Here is an 18,401-nt window from a genome sequence, read left to right on the forward strand (position 1 = left end):
AAATAGGCTAGTAAAGTCCTAATCCTGTTTAATAAAAACTGCACTGACATCTATCATCAGTGCACTTCATGCTTATCCTACTTTAGCAGCCAATTCTTCTGCGAATTGCTCCAAGCGTTCAATATCTTCTTCCTCGGCAGAAAGGTCAACTTTAACGCACTCTGAACCCTTTTCAGCTCCAGTAGCGATAAATACTCGGTCGAAGTCATCAACAGCTTTACAGAATTCATCGTAGAAAGTATCACCTGATCCGACTACACCATAGATTTTACCGCTCAAGTTGAGGTCTGCTAGATCTTCGTAGAAGTCCATCATCTCATCTGGTAATTCACCATCTCCGTAGGTATAGGTTGCGACAATGGCGATGTCTGCTTCTAAAAAGTCAGAAGCGTCAACGGTTGTACACTCATCAACATCCACTTCTAAACCACATTCTCTTAATTTATCTGCTACAATATCAGCGATTTCTTCAGTATTACCGGTCATACTGGCAAATACAATTTTTGCTAATGCCATAAGGTCCTCCTCAATTAATCTTTCTCCATTATATCACATCTTTTTCATTTTAAAAATAAAAACTCTTGTGCTAAAATGAAATGAGAAAGAATTGAGGTTATTTATGGAAATTTGCCATCAAATTTTAGAAAAAATCAAAGCATACAATACTATTATCATCCACCGTCATATGAAACCAGATCCTGACGCTCTGGGGAGTCAGGTAGGTTTAAAAGCCTTGCTTGAGCATCATTTTCCAGAAAAAACGATAAAAGTAGTTGGTTTTAATGAGCCAACCTTAACTTGGCTTGCTAAAATGGATCAGGTAGAGGACACAGACTATCAAGGTGCACTTGCCATTATCTGTGATACAGCAAACACAGCACGTATTGATGATAAACGATATCTTAATGCTGAGACAATTATCAAAATTGACCACCATCCAAATGATGAAGTCTACGGTGATCTTGTTTGGGTAGATACTAATTCAAGCAGCGCGAGTGAGATGATTGCTCTTTTTGCTGAAGCAACTAACTTAGAATTATCCGACTACGCTGCTAAAATGCTCTGCGCTGGAATTATTGGTGATACCGGCCGTTTTCTCTACCCTTCTACTTCTGCACGTACGCTTCGTATCGCAAGTCAACTCAGAGAACATAACTTTGACTACGCTGAATTAACTCGTAAAATGGATACTATGAGCTTTAAGATTGCCAAACTCCAGGGTTATGTTTATGACCACTTAGAAGTTGATGAAAATGGTGCTGCTCGTGTTATTCTCACCCAAGAAATCTTGAAGAAATACGAAGTTACTGATGCGGAAACAGCAGCCATCGTTGGCGCTCCAGGCCGTATTGATACTGTTAGCCTTTGGGGAATCTTTGTGGAGCAAGCAGATGGTCACTACCGCGTACGTCTTCGCAGTAAATTTGTCCCAATCAATGAAGTTGCAAAAGAACATGATGGCGGTGGCCATCCTCTTGCTAGCGGAGCAAATTCATATAGTTTAGAAGAGAATGAGCTCATCTACCAAAAATTAAAAAACTTGCTGAAAAATAGATAAAAAGCTTGCCAAACTTTTCAGAATCTGATAGACTAGTATGGTAACAATCTATGGCTCGCAAAGAGACCATGGCAGAAAGGAAATATTGCAAAATGAAAAAAGATATCCATCCAGAATATCGCCCAGTTGTCTTCATGGACACAACTACTGGTTACAAATTCCTTAGCGGTTCAACAAAACGCTCTAGCGAAACTGTTGAGTTCGAAGGCGAAACTTACCCATTGATCCGTGTGGAAATTTCATCAGACTCACACCCATTCTACACTGGACGTCAAAAGTTCACTCAAGCAGATGGACGCGTGGATCGTTTCAACAAAAAATACGGTCTCAAATAATCAACCGCATCACTTGTATACGGTTAAACGAAAACAACTTCGATTCGGAGTTGTTTTTTTATTGCTTTCATGAACATCATCGATGAGTTTTTAAAATGTAGTTCGACTAGAAGTACTATTTTAACTTCCCCTACTACTTTCATGCTCCCTACAAATAAAAAAGCCTGTCACTTAATATGACAGACTTTTTATAAAATCATTATTTAACTGCTTCTTTGAGAGCTTTACCAGCTTTGAATGCTGGAACTTTAGAAGCTTTGATTTTGATTTCTTTACCAGTTTGTGGGTTGCGACCTTTACGAGCTGCACGTTTACGAACTTCGAAGTTACCAAAACCGATCAATTGAACTTTTTCACCAGCTGAAAGGAATTCAGTTACAGCTGCGAATACAGCGTCAACTGCTGCTGCTGAATCTTTCTTAGTCAATTCTGTAGCTTCTGCTACTTTAGCGATCAAATCTTGTTTGTTTGCCATGTTAATGAATCCTCCAAAATTATTTCTAATTAACACTTATAATCATAACCTAAAATTGCTTTTAGGTCAAGTCAAAAACACCTTTTATCTCAATTTTTCTTCATTTTTTTAGGAATTATAGCGAATTAAGATCGCCCAGGCGTTTTCTCCGGTGTGAGTTTGGATAATTGAGCCTGTTTCTAGAACTGAAATTGGTTTTTCAACGTAAGGTTGTAGAACAGCTTTCATCTCGTTTGCAAATTCATTTGTACCTGCATAAGAAATACCAATCTCAGCTACTGAACGATTTGAAAGAGTGGCTACTAACTCATCCAACCATTTCTTAAAGGTTTTTGAACCACGTCCTTTGACAATCGGTTGAAGCTCATTGTCTTTCATTTGCATAACTACTCGAATATTAAGTAAAGAGCTTAGCAAACCAGTAACACGGCCAATGCGACCACCTTTTACAAGATTTTCTAAAGTTGAAACACCGATGTAGAGTTCAGTGTGATTTTTTACGTCCTCTACATGGGTTAGAATAGTTTCAAGGTCTTTTCCTTCTTGAGCTAGTTTAGCAGCTTCCACAACTTGGAACTTCAAGGCCTGATCTGTGAATGAACTATCCAAAACAGTGACATCTGCTGTTGATAAACTTGCACCTTGACGAGCCGCTTCAACAGTTCCTGATAAAGCATGGGACATGTGAATAGCTAGAATCTGACTACCATCCTTACCCAAATCATCAAAAATTTCTGCAAAGAGTCCCACTGGTGGTTGACTAGTCTTAGGAAGATTTTTACTAGCTTGCATCAAGCGAAGAAATTCTCCTTCTTCAAGATCTGCATCTGAATAAAGGACACTATCAATCATTACAGATAGTGGAACAACAGTAATATCAAATTCTTTAACCACTTCCGGTTCAATAGTAACCGAAGAATCCGTTACAATTTTTACTTTTGTCATTTTGCTAATCTTTCTATTTTTACTTTGTTGATTATTCAACTTATAACTATAACAATTATATCAAAAAAATACTAAAAGTTCATACTCAATCCACCTAAATTTAAAGCAATTTATACTTCTTTTTAATAAAAAAAGAAAATCACCTATGCTTGGTGATTATCTTTTGTATTTAAGATAAATAATCATACAAATCTTGCATTTGTAAATCATCGGGTACTAATTGTAGATAGGATTGAATGTAGTCTTTTGCTTCTTCTAGCTTACCTAACTCTCTTAACAAATAAATAAACTGTTCCAAAAACTCTGGATTATCCTTGAGTTCAGTAGCAAGTTCCTTATAGAGATCATATGCTGCATCTAATTCTTCAGTTTCTTGATAACTTCGAGCAATCATCCATTTAGTCAAGAGATTTTCAGGTTCATAGACTGCTAAAGCTAGAATATCTTCGTATCTTTCTTGTTCTTGGTAGATGGTAGCTAAGCGTAGCAAAATTTCTTCCTGGTCATCAGCATTTTCTTGTGCTTGAATCAGATAAGCTTCTGCTTGCTCAGGTTGATGCAACTCATAAGATAGCTGAGATGCAAGGAGTAAGAGTCGAGTTTCAAAAGGATTTTTTGACAAGCCCTGCTGAGCTATTTTAAGAGCCTCTTCTGTCTGATGCTCTTTATGAAGGGCTTGACTATAACCATATTCATAACCCTCAAAATCTGGGGAAATAGTGTCTAGTTGTTTAAAGTATAGTACGGCTTTCTGGTAGTCCTCTTGGTCAAAATAGAGACTTGCAAGCTCAAAGGCTGTTTGGTCATCATATTCTAACTCTAAGGCTTTTTCTAAAAATTCTATTGCAGATTCAAACTTACCTAAACGTGCATAAGCAAGACCAATTCTCTGATAGGTCGAAATTCCAGTTTGATCGTAGATAGCACGATTATCTAGTTGAGCATAGCCCTTAATGGCTTCTAAATCGTTTCCTAGCTCACTATCTAGTTCAGCTAGTCCAAATATCAGGAGAGGGTCATCAGAGTAGCTACGAGCTTCTAGAAGCTTCTCACGCGCAACATCTGTCAATCCTTCCATCTGATATAAATCTGCTTTTAAGGCAAGAGCTGATACGTACCATTCACTTTCCGGACCAATATTCTCTAAATAATCAAAAGCCTCCTCAATCAATCCATCCTCACCAGCTATTGCAGCTAGATTGATGTAGACTTCTGGAAATTTCGGTGCTAGTTTCTCATAGATTTGTGCTGCCTGTGGATAGAAACCAATCCCTTCGAGATATGCAGCAAGTTCAAGAAGAACTTCATCTGAATCTTCCTCTAGGGCTTTTTGGAAAAAAGATTCTGCTTTTGATAAATCTTGTTGCTCCAAGGCTTCGAGCATTTGTTGACTATTGTTCACCTTCAGTCTCCTCTACTGGTTCATAAAGTCCACTAACTCCTTTATACCAATCAAATATTGCTGAGATGACTACTTTTGCGGAAGCGTAGATTGGAATACCTAGCAATACACCCCAAATACCAAACATGGATCCTGAAGTTAATAGAACAAACAAAATGGTAATTGGGTGAATATTTAATTGACTACCCAAAATCAGTGGAGAAACAAAACGTCCTTCAATAGTTTGCTCTACAATGAAAACGATAATAACCTTTAAGAGCATAACAGGACCAGCAATCAAACCCAAAACAAGGGCTGGAATCATAGCAAGAAAACTACCAAGATAAGGAACTAAATTGAGAAAACCGGCTGTAATACCTAAAGTAACAGCATAACGAAGTCCAATAATCTTGAATAAGATAATAAACATGATGGCGACGATTACAGCCACTGTAATTTGCCCTCGAACATAATTGGAAAGTTGTTGATTGACTTCTGAAAGAACCTTACCAACTGGTTCTCTCAATTTATTTGGTAAGAATTGAGTAATATAGTCTCTAAGTCCTTTTCCATCTCGAAGGAGATAAAAGAGCATAAATGGCATGATGATCAGAGCGACAATGACCTGTGACGTTCCACTGATAAGAGCACTTACCCAGTTAACAGCCTTAGAAGAAATATTACTTGCCCAAGCAGTTGCTTGTGTTGAAAAATTAGCTAAAACTTGCTCCAGTTGTGGTCTAAAGTCATCTGGCAAACGCTTGGTTACAAGGTCATTAATGACTCTATCAGCATCCTCGAGATAACTTGGGACATTTTGCGCAAAAATTACTACTTGACGTTGAAGGTTTGGAATTGCAACGGCTAGTCCAATAATCAAGAGTATGGCAATAATGATAAAGATAATACTGATGGCTAAGACACGGTTAATCTTGTACTTCTCCATCAGATCTACTAGTGGATTTAAGAGGTAAAAAAGTAGACCCGATAAGATAACCGGCAACATTACTACTGATAAAAAGTCTATAACTGGGAAAAATAAAAAGCTAATTTTACTGAGAATAAAAATATTGAGACCTAATAACAAGGTCACCAAGAAAACAGTGGTCGCTTTATTGTCTAAAAACCATTTAAAAAACCAAGATAAGGTAAAGTGTTTCTCTTTTTGTTCCATTTTTTCTTCCTTTCCTTTGTCCTAACATTATACCATGTTTTAAGAAAAATAAGGGTTTTTTATAGTCATTTAGCAAGGGATAAATTTGTCTTCTTGACAAGGGAAGAGCTATTTTTTCTGACTTAGATTTTTCATCTAGCAGGCCATTTTATGTTATAATTGAATTATCTTTTTCTAGAGGTATGAATATGAAAGAAATAGTATATTTTGGAACTTATACACGACGGACTTCCCAAGGGATCTACAAGGCTGATTTTGATACAGAAACAGGCAAACTCTCAAATCTAGAGCTCTTTGCAGCAGAACCAAGTCCAACCTATTTAGCTTTTGATCAAGACCATCATTTATACACGGTTGGAAGCCATGATGGCAAAGGGGGAATTGCCGCATACAAAACTGATGGTGTCCTCCTGAATCACGTCGTTGAAGAAGGTGCTCCTCACTGCTATGTTGCAGTTGATGAGAAACGAGGGCTAGTCTATGGCGCTAACTATCATAAAGGTCAAGTTCTAGTCTATAAACGTAAAAATGATGGCTGTCTTGAATTGGCAGACAAAGTTCAACACACTGGCCATGGTCCACATGAAAACCAAGCTTCTCCCCACGTACACTACACAGATTTAACACCAGACCAATATTTGGTAACCTGTGACTTAGGTACTGACGAAGTCACTACCTATGATGTCGATCTAGAAGGAAAGTTGACGAAACTAGCAACTTACAATTGTAATCCCGGCGCTGGTGCTCGTCACCTTGTTTTCCACCACCACTACAAGATTGCTTATCTCATCTGTGAACTCAACAGTACGATTGAAGTTTTGATTTACGATGGAGTCGGAGAATTTGAACAAATGCAGGTCATTTCAACCTTACCAGATGACTATAGTGGTTTTAATGGTACTGCGGCTATTCGTCTTTCTAAAGATGGCAAATTCCTCTACGCTTCTAACCGAGGCCATGATTCTATCGCTGTTTATAGCATTTTAGCAGATGGAAGCTTGGAATTATTAGAGATTGTTCCAACCAATGGGAAAAATCCACGTGATTTTGATTTGTCACCTGACCAAGAATTCCTTATCGCTGTTCACCAGGATTCTGATAACGCGACAGTCTTTAAGCGCAATCCTGAAACTGGTAGACTGGCAGAAATCTCTAATGAATTTCATGTTCCTGAAGCAGTCTGCATAAGTTTCAATAAATAGGACATAAAAAAATGAACTTGATTTAACAAGTTCATTTTTTATTTTATAATTTATTTCCGACATTAATACGGTTAATAGCACGTTGCAATGCAATTTTAGCACGGCGCTCTTGATCGATTAAGTGTTTGTCTTGTGCTTCTTCGATTTCACGTTCTGCACGAAGTTTAGCACGTTCTGCACGACTAACATCAATATCGCGCGCACGTTCAGCTGAGTCAGCAATAATGGTAATAACATTATTAGCAATCTCAATGATTCCTCCGTTTACCGCAATCCAGTTCACATGAGTATCATCATCGATGCGTTTAACCTTTACTTCATCAACTGCTAGAACCGCAATCATATTTTCATGTCGTGGCAAGATCCCCATCTCACCATCCAGAGTTCGTACCGATACAAAGCTGGCATGGTGATCATAGACGAGGCCATCTGGTGTCACGATCTGGACAGTTAAATGTGCCATAGATCACCTCTTAAAATCCCATTTTTTCAGCCTTAGCAATAACGTCTTCGATTGAACCTACTCCACGGAAGGCATCTTCTGGAAGGTGATCGTATTTACCGTCAAGAATTTCCTTGAAGCCACGAACAGTTTCAGCTACTGGAACATAAGAACCTGGTTGACCTGTAAATTGTTCCGCAACGTTGAAGTTTTGTGACAAGAAGAACTGAATACGGCGTGCACGAGCAACCAAAGTCTTTTCTTCGTCAGAAAGTTCATCCATACCAAGGATGGCGATGATATCTTGCAACTCATGGTAACGTTGAAGCACACGTTTCACTTCAGCAGCTACTGCATAGTGCTCTTCTCCAACAATTTCAGGTGCCAAGGCACGTGAGCTTGAAGCAAGGGGGTCAACGGCTGGGTAAATCCCCAATTGAACCAATTTACGTTCCAAGTTAGTTGTTGAGTCCAAGTGAGCAAAAGCTGTTGCTGGCGCTGGGTCAGTATAGTCATCCGCTGGCACGTAGATGGCCTGGATAGAGGTTACAGACCCCTTCTTGGTTGAAGTGATACGTTCTTGCAATTGACCCATTTCTGTTGCGAGGGTTGGTTGATAACCAACGGCTGATGGCATACGACCTAAAAGGGCAGATACTTCTGAACCAGCTTGTGTGAAACGGAAAATGTTGTCAATGAAGAGAAGAACGTCTTGACCTTCTACATCACGGAAGTATTCAGCGATTGTCAAACCAGTAAGAGCAACACGCATACGTGCTCCTGGTGGCTCATTCATCTGACCAAATACCATGGCTGTTTTTTCGATAACGCCTGATTCTTTCATTTCCCAGTAAAGGTCATTCCCTTCACGAGTACGTTCCCCAACACCAGTAAATACTGAGATCCCACCGTGTTCTTGGGCAATGTTGTGAATCAATTCTTGGATCAATACGGTCTTACCAACTCCGGCACCACCGAAGAGTCCGACCTTACCACCTTTAAGGTAAGGGGCAAGAAGGTCGATAACCTTGATCCCTGTTTCTAGAATTTCTGAAGAGGTAGACAATTCATCAAAAGTTGGTGCTTTTTTATGAATTGGCTGACGCTCTGCATCTTCACCAAAAGGAGCTTCCAAGTCAATGGTATCTCCCAAAACGTTGAAGACACGTCCTAGAGTTTCTTTCCCAACTGGTACTGAGATTGGACGGCCTGTGTCCAATACTTCCAAACCACGGGTCAAGCCATCAGTTGATTCCATAGCGATGGTACGAATCATACCATCTCCCAACTCCAAGGCTACTTCAAGGACGATTTTTGTTTTTCTTTCGTCATTTTTGTAGACGACAAGTGCATTATTAATCTCTGGTAGTTTCTCACCTGCTGCAAACATGACGTCTACAACGGGACCGATAACCTGAGCAATTTTACCTGAACTCATCTACTTCTCCTATTCTGTATAAGATACTGTCGGTTCCTAGCTCAACTAGGTCCTAATACTCTTCGAAAATCTCTTCAAACCACGTCAGCGTCGCCTTACCGTATATATGTTACTGACTTCGTCAGTTCTATCTACAACCTCAAAGCAGTGCTTTGAGCAACCTGCGACTAGCTTCCTAGTTTGCTCTTTGATTTTCATTGAGTATAAGTTCATTTTCATACGAGCTGGACTAGAGCCTATTCTAAGGCACTAGCTCCTGCTACGATTTCTGTAATTTCTTGTGTAATCGCCGCCTGTCTGGCACGGTTATACTGGATAGTCAAATCATTGATAACTTTTTTAGCATTATCTGTAGCTGTTTGCATAGCCGTCATCCCTGCCGCATTTTCAGCTGTCTTGGCATCAATAATAGCACCGTAAATCATACTTTCTGCAAACTGTGGCAATAGTTGATCCAAGATTTCTTCACGACTTGTTTCAAGCTCAAATGTCAAGCTGTAGTTATCATCTGCTTCATTTGGGTCCAAGTCGACAATTGGAAGCATCTGCTCCACACGCATTTGACTTGTCAGTGTATTCACGTGGTGGTTGTAGCAAACATAGAGCTCATCGAAAAGTTCATTTTGATACATTTCAATGGTTTTTGAAATAATCTTACGAACTTCATCGAAGCTTGGTTGACTGGCTAGACCACGCAATTCATAAATTGGCTGAATACCACGAGCTTTAAAGAAGTCTGCTCCCATACCACCGATACAGATGACTTCGAAATCATCACCTGATGGATGGTATTCTTGTTGCAGCTCCATGACAGCCTTCAAGATTGAAGAGTTATATCCTCCAACAAGACCTCGGTCAGAAGTAATGACGATATAGCCTGTTTTCTTGACCGGACGACTAATCAACATGGGATTTGTTGATCCGCCAGCACCATCTCCGTGAAGGATGTCTGTAAGGAGTTTACGGACTTTTTGAGCATAAATCTGGAAGTTGCGTGCAGCTTCTTCAGAACGACCTAACTTAGCTGCAGAAACCATCTGCATGGCGTTAGTAATTTGACTAGTATTTTTCGTTGAGGCGATTTTTGTTTTAATATCATTTAGAGATACTGCCATCTGACACCTCTATTCTTATTGGAAGCTGGATTGGTTGAGAAACTCAGTAATCGCAGCATCCAAGACTGCTTCTTCTGGCAAGTCTTTTGTTTCACGAATAGTTTCCAAAATCTCTGGATGTTGCGCATCAAAGAAGGCATGGAATTCTTCCTCAAAACGAACAATATCATCAACTGATATAGTATCCAAGAATCCATGAGTCAAGGCATACAGAATGGTCACTTGTTTCTCAACAGGTAGTGGTTTATGAACAGGTTGTTTCAATACTTCTACAGTACGACGACCACGGTTCAATTTAGCCTGAGTAGCAGCATCCAAATCTGAACCAAATTTAGTGAAGGCTTCCAACTCTCGGTATGAAGCAAGGTCGATACGAAGAGTACCAGCAACCTTCTTCATGGCTTTAATCTGAGCAGAACCACCAACACGAGATACAGAAGAACCCGCATCAATAGCTGGACGAATACCCGCATTAAAGAGACTATCACTTAAGAAGATTTGTCCATCCGTAATAGAGATTACGTTTGTGGCGATATAGGCTGAGATATCTCCTGCTTGGGTCTCGATAAACGGAAGAGCCGTGATAGAACCACCGCCAAGCTCATCTGAAACTTTAGCAGAACGCTCAAGTAGACGACTGTGAAGGTAGAAGACATCCCCTGGGAAGGCCTCACGACCTGGTGGACGACGGAGCAAGAGAGAAAGTTCACGATAAGCTACCGCTTGTTTAGATAGGTCATCATAAACGATCAAGACATGCTTCCCTTGGTACATGAACTCTTCTGCCATAGCAACTCCAGCATATGGTGCGAGGTAGAGCAATGGTGAAGGCTGTGAAGCTGAAGCTGTCACAACGATTGTGTAATCCAAGGCACCGTACTGACGAAGTGTTTCCACTTGTGTACGAACTGTTGATTCTTTTTGTCCAATCGCTACATAGATACAAATCATATCTTGACCTTTTTGGTTCAAGATAGCGTCAATAGCGATAGTTGTCTTCCCTGTTTGACGGTCACCAATGATCAACTCACGTTGGCCACGACCGATTGGAACAAGGGCGTCAATAGCTTTCAAACCTGTTTGCAATGGTTCTGAGACAGACTTACGTTGCATAACACCAGGAGCTGGTGCTTCAACTGGACGAGTCTTATCAGTGTTGATTGGACCCAAACCGTCTACAGGACGACCAAGGGGATCGACAACACGTCCAATCAAGCTATCACCAACTGGAACTTCCATGATTTTCCCTGTACGACGAATTGTATCGCCTTCACGGATATCTGTAAAGTCCCCAAGGATGATAATACCGACATCTGTTGATTCCAAGTTTTGCGCCATACCATAAGAGCCATTTTCAAAAATCAACAGCTCACCACTCATGGCATTTTCAAGACCATGAGCACGCGCAATCCCGTCACCAATATAGGTTACAACACCTGTTTCAGTCACATCAAAATTGGGTTTGAAATTTTCAATTTGTTGCTTAATTAAAGCGCTGATTTCTTGTGCGTTAATTGCCAAAAGAACACCACTTTCTATTTCAAATTTTCCTTAACAACTTTAAGTTGTTGTTTAATACTCACATCAATTGTCTTGTGATTGGCAAAAATAACAAAACCACCGATTAAACTATCGTCAACTTTTTCCTTAATGCTACGAACTTTTAGAGACATCTTTTTCTCGATTAGAGGAATTAGTCGTTCTTTCTGTTCGTCAGTCAAAGGATGTGCAGACAAAATAGTCACTTCAAAACGATTGGTTTCTTTTTCAAGACGATTCAAGCAATCTACAATCACATCATAAAACAGGTTTGATCTGTGATTGTAAAGTAGAACCTCGATAAAGTTTTGTACTAAAGGTGACACAGAGTCATGGAAAAAACGAACCGTTTTTTCTTTATCCGACTCATCTACTGCCACCTGAGCTAAAAAAGAAGGTAAGCCTGTTTCTTCAGCTACTTGCTTGATTTGAGACAAGTCTGAAAAAATAGAGTCTTCTTCTCCTTTTTCAATCACCAATTGGACAAAAGGCATGCTGTATTTTTCAATTACCTTTAGAGTCTTTTTGTCCATTAAGCTTCTCCTAGCTGATCGATATACTGATCAATGAGTTCTTTATGGGCCTGACCGTCAAGGTTTTGAGAGATAATTTTTCCAGCTAGACTGATTGTCAAGTCTGCCACATCTCCCTTAACACTTTGTAAAGCTTCAGCTTTATTTTGAGCAATTTCTTGGTTGGCTTTTTCTTTTAAGCGCCCAGCTTCAAGTTTAGCTTCGGCCAAAATATCAGCTTTACTTTTCTCAGCTGTTTCCTTTGCATTCTCGATAATCGTTTTAGCTTCGGTACGGCTGCCTGCTAACTCAGCTTCACGTTTGCTAGCAAGTTCCTCTGCCTTTTTACGGGCTTCTTCGGCACCATCAATATCTGAAGAAATCTTTTCAGCGCGTTCATCTAAGACACTGGTAATATTTCCCCAAGCATATTTCTTCACTAAAAAGATCAATAAAAGGAAGGAACCAGCGATCAGAATAAAGTCACCAATAATGGTACTAATAGTTAAATCCATCTTCTAATCCTCCTCTACTTACTCTTCCCCTTCATTTATTTTTTTACCAATGTACATAGATGACAACATGGTAAATACATAAGCTTGAATACATGAAATGAAAATCGAAAATGCTGTCCATAACATGTTTGCAATAAAGGCAAAAGGATACCAATACAAGGCATGTTGTGACAAGGCCAATAGCAATCCTGCTAAAACCTCACCGGCAAAGATATTTCCGTAAATCCGAATCGCCAAAGAGGCAAAATTGGTGAACTCTTCTAAAATGTTCATCGGAGTCATAAAGCCAGGTGTAACAAATGCTCTCAAATATTCTTTAACGCCTCTACGACGAACTCCTTCTACATGAGCGATCAAAGTGATCAATAATGAGAGGGATAAATCGTATCCAAGGTTGGCTGTTGGAGAAGTCCACAAGTTATAACCGTTTGTTGTTTGTACTTTTGCCATTAAACCAATATTATTGGCAACCAAGATAAACAAGAATAGAGAAAATAGGAACAAGGAATAGTCCTTGATGTATGAATCTCCAATGTTTGGTTTTGCAAAACTAACCACAAAGTCATAAATCATCTCAAGAGCATTTTGTTTGCCCTTGGGACGGATGGTCATTTCACGACTTGCCCAATAGACAAAGGCAAAAACCATCAAAACAGTTACAAGAGACATGGCAAGCAGGGTCAAATCAAAGGATATTGGTCCAATATTAACGGTTGGATTCAAACTTTCTTCCATGGTTTGACACCTCCATTTCTAAATAGAGTTGTCTATTTAATGACAAATGCCATCGCTAGGGTTACAAAGAAGGTACCTTCTACAAAGGCAACACCAAGAATTAAAAGGCTGCGTAATTGGTCAATAATTTCAGGTTGACGAGCGGCAGACTTGAAGAGATTACTCATAATCAATCCTTCAGCAATAGATACACCCATACAGGCAAGACAAAGTCCGAAAAATGTTAAATTCATGACGAATTCTCCTTTTTTAAATTAAATTTACATCCCTAGTTTAGTCCTAAAATTTGCTTTTGTCAACTTTTTACTAGTAATGAAAGCGTTTCGAATCATTTATTTCTAATTTTACGATTTTTAAGACAATTATATAGAAAATATTATTGTCTTTTCCTACCACTTTCACTGCCTTTCCTTGTTTTCTGAAAACAAAAAACCGAGTTTTACAACTCGGATTTGTCAGTTCTTATCTGAAATAAATTGAGTAATGATTTTGACAAGCTGGATTAAATGCAGCATTACAAAATGGACATGTGCCCGTCTCTGTATACTCCTCATACGTTAGTGTTTTCCCACAGGATCCACATAAGATAGGTCTATCCTCTTTCAGATTTAAAGGATAGGGAGAAAATACGTGCGACTCCAGTTCATTATGACACTGATAACAGGCATAGTATTTTTTACACTCATAGCACTGAAGTGCTACGATATCCTTATCACTATGGTAATGAACACATCTGCTTTCATGATCTACTAGTAAGCCCTGAGCTTGAACCATTCTTTTTCCTTATCTAGGCACGAACTGTGACGCTTGTTCCATCTTCTTTGTAAAGATTGATGAGACCTTCTTTCAGGGCACGTACCATGTCACCAGCTTCTACTGGTTGAGGAACCTTGATAGTCAAAAGTTCCATTGGATTTGGTGCGCGATCGATTTTATTTCCTTTAGCATCGTGAAGGTCTTCAATATATGTCTCAAAATGACGGAAACCTGGACCGTAGAACTCAACTTGGTCGCCTTCGTTGATAACATTACGTTGACGAATAGTTGCTGTTTGGGTTGCAGCATCATAAGCTACTACTTCAGCAACAAACTTGTATTCTGGAATCTTACGACGAGCACCAAACAGTTGCTCATTTTCAGATGGTGTTCCGTAGTAGAAACCTGTAGCCAACTCACGTTGGGCAACCTTCCACATTTCATCAATCAAGTCTTGCTTAATAGCTTCAAACTTTTCAGGGCTTTCAAGGTAGGCATCAACAGCTGCCTTGTAGCAGTTTGTTACTGTTGAAACGTAGTGGATAGACTTCATACGGCCCTCAATCTTAAGACTGTCTACACCATTTTCAATCATATCTGGGATATGGTCAATCATAGACATATCAACCGCAGACATAGAGAATTCTTCAGGAATTTCTCCCTTGAGACTCTTACGTTCCTTACCGAAGGGCATATCGTAAAGGTCATATTTCCAACGGCAAGATTGTGAACATCCACCACGGTTGGCATCACGCATACTCATATGATTAGAAAGAGTACAACGACCAGAGTATGAGATACACATAGCTCCATGGACGAAGGCTTCAATCTCAACATCTGTACGTTTGCGAATCTCTGCCAATTCTTCCATGGAAACTTCACGCGCCAAAACGACACGAGTCAAGCCAAGTTCTTTCCAGAATTCTAGGGTTTCGTAGTTAGTCGCACTAGCCTGGGTTGAAAGGTGAATTTCAAGTCCTGGTGCTTCTGTTGCTGCAATCATGATCAAGGCTGGATCTGATACGATAACCGCTGCAATCCCAATATCACGTAATTTACGGAACCATTCGCCGGCCCCTTCTTCGTTTCCTTCGTGCATGACCATATTAGCAGCCACATATACCTTAGCTCCATACTTAGCCGCGAACTGTACTCCTTCTTCCATTTGTTCGAAAGTAAAGTTCCCTGCACGGCTACGAAGACCATAGGCCTGACCACCGATAAAGACAGCATCTGCTCCATATTGAACAGCTACTTTTAGTTTTTCAAGTGTTCCTGCAGGTGATAGAACCTCAGGACGTTTCAAAGTTTTTGTCATGTTTTCTCCTATTTGCAATATAAAAGTTTGACACTAATCTTTACCATTTTATAGTAAAAAGGTTCTAAAATCAAGTTTTGATTGATTGTTTAGACAATTTTAATTTTCTTGAAAAGCTAAGTTCAGCGAACTGTTTCTATTTGCCAAGCACCCCAACCTTTAAAACGAATGGCCCCCTTTTGATCCGTTTTGTAAATCGAATTCCCAAGTTCTTGGTTATTTTCCCCATTTTTTTCTTTAAATTTTTTCTTCTTGTCTACAGAAACGACAGTGATTTTAGGCTGAAAGATTTCGAAGACTTCGACATCTGTCTTTTTCTTCGATGCTTGCTGATGAGTTATCACAACATCTGCTTGGATTTTTGAATAAGACTTGTTTAAGAACTTCTCCTCTATATTTCCAGTGACTAGAAAAGTTTGATTTAGTAGCTTTCCATACATTGCTATTGAGGCTTTACTATCCCTGTTTTGATTTTCGATTACTTCTAAACTACTCCCAAAAATAACTAACTGCTCTCCTGTTTTAATAGGACGTACTTTCAAGTTACTTTCATTTAATTTATCCATAAATTCTCTTTTAGATAGAGTTTCTTCAGTTACTAGAATCTCTCCAAGATTGAAGGCTTTACTAATTTCTAGTAGGTGGTCTAGCTGCTTAGGTTCACTATCCGTTAAAACAAGCTGATCAATCTTTGCCACTCCTCTACTTTTCAGATAGGGAATTAAACTCCGTTTGGCAACACTCGAGGTGACTTTCTCCTGCCAAGCTTCTTTTTTCTCAACTGCTAACTTTTCACCGACATCCAGTAATATTGTCTTTCCTGTCATGTCTCTTAGGAAAATGCTCCGTCCCTGCTCCATGTCTAGAACTGTGATTTCATTTTCCAGTGGATGTTTGGTTACTAAGAAAAGGGAAACGATAAATAGGATAAGCAAAGGTGCTTTCTTCAAATTTTTACGATAATCATAAATTAGCGCTAAAGAGACTAATAGACATACCAAAACCCAGAGATTCGGTTGACCAAAAATAAAGGGTCTAGTAGATAGCTGAGAAACATAGCGTATGATGTTCTCTAGCCATTCAAAGAGAAAGTTAAACTGGGTAATAGGATATATCCATGACAGACAGAAGAGCATTGATAAAAGTGGTAGCAAGACCATATCAAATAAAAAAGAAAAGACAAAGGTTAAGAGTATGGACCAAGGTTGAAATTCAGAAAAATAGAATGATAAAATCGGCAGAATTCCTAAGGAAATAATGAAACTTTCTCTCACCAGACCTTTTATCCCTGCTACTTCTTCACCAGTCATGGTCAGGATAAAGGCATAGGCACAGGAGAGCACTCCACCAGCAGTTAGGAAGAAATTCGGCATCACGATAAACAAGACAAGGACTGTCAAAGCAAAGTTATCCAGACCCTTGAAGCCATGCTGAGCCAAAAGTTTTTGCAACAGGCTTCTAATGACAGAAGCTGAGAAACCTGTCAAACCTGCATAGACCAAAGAAAAGGGATAGGCAAGCCATTTGAACTTCTCTTGCGTCAAACCCAATCGTAAGAGTGACTTCTTAAAAGCATTCATGAAGAAACCGACCTGCATTCCTGACAAAGCAAAAAGGTGAATAATCCCTAGACTGGAATAGAGTTCGTTCATTTCCTCAAAATCTGTGTCCAAGTGTCCTAATAAGAGTCCCGTCATATAATTGCGCATGGGGTCAGGAAAATTCCTTTTTATCCAGACAACTGCTTTTCTTCGCAAACTGGATAGATTTTCTCCTATATCCCAACTAGAAATTTGCTTTAATTCGACAATTTCCGATATAGTTAAGGTCTGATAAATCCCCTGTGTTTTGAGATAGTTTCGATAATCAAATCCAGCAAAATTATTTGCTCCTTGAGGAATAGCTAGCTTTCCTTTTACTACTATCTCATGCAGTTCAGATAACTCTTTAAACCTTTCCTTTTCAGACTCTGACTGGAATTTATAATAGACCTGAAAGAGTCTGCCATCAGCCTTCCCACGAAAGGATAAACTATCTCCATTGACCTTGATAGTATCAGGCAAGATTCGTACCGTATTAACGGAGTCAACAAGATGTTGACTCGTTTCTTCTTGTTGCCATTTTTGAAATATAAACCAGCTTCCAAAAAGACCACAAACAAAGAGAACCTTGACCACAGTCTTCCATGGAAATTGAAAAAAGAGGCAGAGCAGTAAAAAGACAAAGCCCAAAAGTGCTAAAAAGCTTGCTGAAAAGATAGCATAGTAGAGCCAAAGCAGGAGAAAACTAAGATAGATTTTAGGGATGGGAAATCGACTAATCCACTGTGACATACTCTTTTAACTTTTCTATCGTTTTTGCACCAATACCAGAAACCTTTTTGAGCTCATCAACTGACTTAAACTTACCGTTGGACTCACGATGGTCAATGATATCCTGAGCACGTTTGGCTCCCAACCCCTTGACTTGTTTCAGCTCCTCTAAACTGGCTTTATTGAGATTGACTTTCTTATTTTCTTTGGTGTTGGAAGCATTTGAATGCGCCTCTTGACTGGTAGTTTCTTCCTTAGTCGGAACATAAACAAGTGCTTCGTCACTAATTCTCTGGGCAAGATTGATAGACTTACTATCAGCATTATCTGTCAAGCCACCAGCTTTTTGGACAGCATCGTTGATACGACTTCCAACTGGCAAATCATAAATTCCAGGTGATTTGACCGCACCTTTTACATCAACAGTAATCAGATCTTGCTCCACCACTTCTTCCTTCTGATTTTTATCTTCCTTTTCCTCCGTCGAATCCTTTGAAACAGTTGTAACTTCTGTTTGCAAATTGCTTTCCTTAGCCGGTGTTTGAGCGACTGGCTTCAGGAGGAAAAATCCGCCTAAGACCAAGCCCAAACTAGCACAGATAACAATGATTTTATATTCTTTGATTTTCTCAATAAGTTCTTCCATATT

Annotated in this window: 20 protein-coding genes; 3 read left to right on the forward strand and 17 right to left on the reverse strand. The window is 39.4% G+C overall.

Going from position 1 to position 18,401, the window contains the following annotated elements; all coding sequences use genetic code 11:
- Nucleotides 1-72 precede the first annotated feature (72 nt).
- Nucleotides 73-516 (reverse strand): flavodoxin, encoded by a 444-nt coding sequence (locus tag QM859_RS02040; RefSeq protein WP_004253355.1) that lies wholly within the window; start codon nucleotides 514-516, stop codon nucleotides 73-75.
- 103 nt (nucleotides 517-619) lie between these two features.
- Between QM859_RS02040 and QM859_RS02045 the strand changes: the two genes are divergently transcribed.
- A complete protein-coding gene (locus tag QM859_RS02045) occupies nucleotides 620-1,558 on the forward strand; it encodes a DHH family phosphoesterase (RefSeq protein WP_414261962.1) in 939 nt (312 codons plus the stop codon).
- A 92-nt stretch (nucleotides 1,559-1,650) separates the two neighbouring features.
- Nucleotides 1,651-1,893: a type B 50S ribosomal protein L31 gene (locus QM859_RS02050; protein ID WP_004253349.1), complete on the forward strand. Its 243-nt coding sequence runs from the start codon at nucleotides 1,651-1,653 to the stop codon at nucleotides 1,891-1,893.
- 199 nt (nucleotides 1,894-2,092) lie between these two features.
- On the opposite strand, the gene QM859_RS02055 is transcribed toward QM859_RS02050, so the two are convergent.
- From QM859_RS02055 to QM859_RS02070, 4 genes are all read right to left on the reverse strand, one after another.
- Nucleotides 2,093-2,368 (reverse strand): HU family DNA-binding protein, encoded by a 276-nt coding sequence (locus QM859_RS02055; RefSeq protein ID WP_004253345.1) that lies wholly within the window; start codon nucleotides 2,366-2,368, stop codon nucleotides 2,093-2,095.
- A gap of 108 nt (nucleotides 2,369-2,476) precedes the next feature.
- On the reverse strand, nucleotides 2,477-3,313 hold the full coding sequence (locus QM859_RS02060; protein WP_006152655.1) for a DegV family protein: 837 nt from the start codon (nucleotides 3,311-3,313) through the stop codon (nucleotides 2,477-2,479).
- A gap of 169 nt (nucleotides 3,314-3,482) precedes the next feature.
- Entirely contained in the window at nucleotides 3,483-4,715 is a 1,233-nt protein-coding gene (locus QM859_RS02065) for a tetratricopeptide repeat protein (RefSeq protein WP_006152638.1), read from the reverse strand.
- Entirely contained in the window at nucleotides 4,705-5,868 is a 1,164-nt protein-coding gene (locus QM859_RS02070) for an AI-2E family transporter (protein WP_036757315.1), read from the reverse strand. The genes QM859_RS02065 and QM859_RS02070 overlap by 11 nt, the downstream gene beginning before the upstream one ends.
- 188 nt (nucleotides 5,869-6,056) lie before the next feature.
- Between QM859_RS02070 and QM859_RS02075 the strand changes: the two genes are divergently transcribed.
- The gene (locus QM859_RS02075) at nucleotides 6,057-7,070 is read left to right on the forward strand and encodes a lactonase family protein (protein ID WP_414261963.1); all 1,014 of its coding nucleotides are present in this window, start codon (nucleotides 6,057-6,059) and stop codon (nucleotides 7,068-7,070) included.
- Between the two features lie 43 nt (nucleotides 7,071-7,113).
- On the opposite strand, the gene QM859_RS02080 is transcribed toward QM859_RS02075, so the two are convergent.
- The 12 genes from QM859_RS02080 to QM859_RS02135 form a co-directional block, all read right to left on the reverse strand.
- Nucleotides 7,114-7,533 carry a F0F1 ATP synthase subunit epsilon gene (locus QM859_RS02080; protein WP_006148659.1) on the reverse strand — a complete coding sequence of 140 codons (420 nt, stop codon included), beginning with the start codon at nucleotides 7,531-7,533 and terminating at the stop codon, nucleotides 7,114-7,116.
- Nucleotides 7,534-7,543: 10 nt separating this feature from the next.
- Nucleotides 7,544-8,950, reverse strand: a complete 1,407-nt coding sequence (gene atpD / locus QM859_RS02085) for a F0F1 ATP synthase subunit beta (protein WP_036757320.1) — start codon at nucleotides 8,948-8,950, stop codon at nucleotides 7,544-7,546.
- Between the two features lie 236 nt (nucleotides 8,951-9,186).
- A complete protein-coding gene (locus tag QM859_RS02090) occupies nucleotides 9,187-10,065 on the reverse strand; it encodes a F0F1 ATP synthase subunit gamma (RefSeq protein WP_004253324.1) in 879 nt (292 codons plus the stop codon).
- Between the two features lie 15 nt (nucleotides 10,066-10,080).
- Nucleotides 10,081-11,586 (reverse strand): F0F1 ATP synthase subunit alpha, encoded by a 1,506-nt coding sequence (gene atpA / locus QM859_RS02095; protein WP_006152674.1) that lies wholly within the window; start codon nucleotides 11,584-11,586, stop codon nucleotides 10,081-10,083.
- 14 nt (nucleotides 11,587-11,600) lie between these two features.
- A complete protein-coding gene (locus tag QM859_RS02100; RefSeq protein ID WP_006152681.1) occupies nucleotides 11,601-12,137 on the reverse strand; it encodes a F0F1 ATP synthase subunit delta in 537 nt (178 codons plus the stop codon).
- Nucleotides 12,137-12,631, reverse strand: a complete 495-nt coding sequence (atpF, locus tag QM859_RS02105) for a F0F1 ATP synthase subunit B (RefSeq protein ID WP_006148662.1) — start codon at nucleotides 12,629-12,631, stop codon at nucleotides 12,137-12,139. The genes QM859_RS02100 and atpF overlap by 1 nt, the downstream gene beginning before the upstream one ends.
- Nucleotides 12,632-12,649: 18 nt before the next feature.
- Nucleotides 12,650-13,366 (reverse strand): F0F1 ATP synthase subunit A, encoded by a 717-nt coding sequence (atpB, locus tag QM859_RS02110; RefSeq protein ID WP_006152670.1) that lies wholly within the window; start codon nucleotides 13,364-13,366, stop codon nucleotides 12,650-12,652.
- Between the two features lie 32 nt (nucleotides 13,367-13,398).
- Complete coding sequence (locus tag QM859_RS02115; protein ID WP_004253309.1) at nucleotides 13,399-13,599, reverse strand: F0F1 ATP synthase subunit C; 201 nt, start codon at nucleotides 13,597-13,599, stop codon at nucleotides 13,399-13,401.
- Nucleotides 13,600-13,828: 229 nt separating this feature from the next.
- Nucleotides 13,829-14,140, reverse strand: a complete 312-nt coding sequence (locus QM859_RS02120; RefSeq protein WP_223332899.1) for a CHY zinc finger protein — start codon at nucleotides 14,138-14,140, stop codon at nucleotides 13,829-13,831.
- 13 nt (nucleotides 14,141-14,153) lie between these two features.
- Entirely contained in the window at nucleotides 14,154-15,440 is a 1,287-nt protein-coding gene (locus QM859_RS02125; RefSeq protein WP_006148665.1) for a peptidase U32 family protein, read from the reverse strand.
- A gap of 122 nt (nucleotides 15,441-15,562) precedes the next feature.
- Complete coding sequence (locus QM859_RS02130) at nucleotides 15,563-17,773, reverse strand: ComEC/Rec2 family competence protein (protein ID WP_414261964.1); 2,211 nt, start codon at nucleotides 17,771-17,773, stop codon at nucleotides 15,563-15,565.
- Nucleotides 17,757-18,398: a helix-hairpin-helix domain-containing protein gene (locus tag QM859_RS02135; RefSeq protein ID WP_414261965.1), complete on the reverse strand. Its 642-nt coding sequence runs from the start codon at nucleotides 18,396-18,398 to the stop codon at nucleotides 17,757-17,759. Before QM859_RS02135 ends, QM859_RS02130 begins: the two co-directional genes overlap by 17 nt.
- Between the last annotated feature and the right edge of the window lie 3 nt (nucleotides 18,399-18,401).

The organism is Streptococcus infantis (assembly GCF_047463175.1).
GTDB classification, from domain to species: domain Bacteria; phylum Bacillota; class Bacilli; order Lactobacillales; family Streptococcaceae; genus Streptococcus; species Streptococcus infantis_AC.

What these genes read in the sequence shown, in the direction of transcription:
- QM859_RS02070 (WP_036757315.1), bottom strand. Translation starts at nt 5,868, where the DNA reads ATGGAACAAAAAGAGAAACACTTTACCTTATCTTGGTTTTTTAAATGG.
- QM859_RS02115 (WP_004253309.1), bottom strand. Translation starts at nt 13,599, where the DNA reads ATGAATTTAACATTTTTCGGACTTTGTCTTGCCTGTATGGGTGTATCT.
- QM859_RS02130 (WP_414261964.1), bottom strand. Translation starts at nt 17,773, where the DNA reads ATGTCACAGTGGATTAGTCGATTTCCCATCCCTAAAATCTATCTTAGT.
- QM859_RS02135 (WP_414261965.1), bottom strand. Translation starts at nt 18,398, where the DNA reads ATGGAAGAACTTATTGAGAAAATCAAAGAATATAAAATCATTGTTATC.
- QM859_RS02125 (WP_006148665.1), bottom strand. Translation starts at nt 15,440, where the DNA reads ATGACAAAAACTTTGAAACGTCCTGAGGTTCTATCACCTGCAGGAACA.
- atpD (WP_036757320.1), bottom strand. Translation starts at nt 8,950, where the DNA reads ATGAGTTCAGGTAAAATTGCTCAGGTTATCGGTCCCGTTGTAGACGTC.
- atpB (WP_006152670.1), bottom strand. Translation starts at nt 13,366, where the DNA reads ATGGAAGAAAGTTTGAATCCAACCGTTAATATTGGACCAATATCCTTT.
- QM859_RS02075 (WP_414261963.1), top strand. Translation starts at nt 6,057, where the DNA reads ATGAAAGAAATAGTATATTTTGGAACTTATACACGACGGACTTCCCAA.
- QM859_RS02055 (WP_004253345.1), bottom strand. Translation starts at nt 2,368, where the DNA reads ATGGCAAACAAACAAGATTTGATCGCTAAAGTAGCAGAAGCTACAGAA.
- QM859_RS02050 (WP_004253349.1), top strand. Translation starts at nt 1,651, where the DNA reads ATGAAAAAAGATATCCATCCAGAATATCGCCCAGTTGTCTTCATGGAC.
- atpF (WP_006148662.1), bottom strand. Translation starts at nt 12,631, where the DNA reads ATGGATTTAACTATTAGTACCATTATTGGTGACTTTATTCTGATCGCT.
- QM859_RS02060 (WP_006152655.1), bottom strand. Translation starts at nt 3,313, where the DNA reads ATGACAAAAGTAAAAATTGTAACGGATTCTTCGGTTACTATTGAACCG.
- QM859_RS02120 (WP_223332899.1), bottom strand. Translation starts at nt 14,140, where the DNA reads ATGGTTCAAGCTCAGGGCTTACTAGTAGATCATGAAAGCAGATGTGTT.
- QM859_RS02100 (WP_006152681.1), bottom strand. Translation starts at nt 12,137, where the DNA reads ATGGACAAAAAGACTCTAAAGGTAATTGAAAAATACAGCATGCCTTTT.
- QM859_RS02045 (WP_414261962.1), top strand. Translation starts at nt 620, where the DNA reads ATGGAAATTTGCCATCAAATTTTAGAAAAAATCAAAGCATACAATACT.
- QM859_RS02080 (WP_006148659.1), bottom strand. Translation starts at nt 7,533, where the DNA reads ATGGCACATTTAACTGTCCAGATCGTGACACCAGATGGCCTCGTCTAT.
- QM859_RS02040 (WP_004253355.1), bottom strand. Translation starts at nt 516, where the DNA reads ATGGCATTAGCAAAAATTGTATTTGCCAGTATGACCGGTAATACTGAA.
- QM859_RS02090 (WP_004253324.1), bottom strand. Translation starts at nt 10,065, where the DNA reads ATGGCAGTATCTCTAAATGATATTAAAACAAAAATCGCCTCAACGAAA.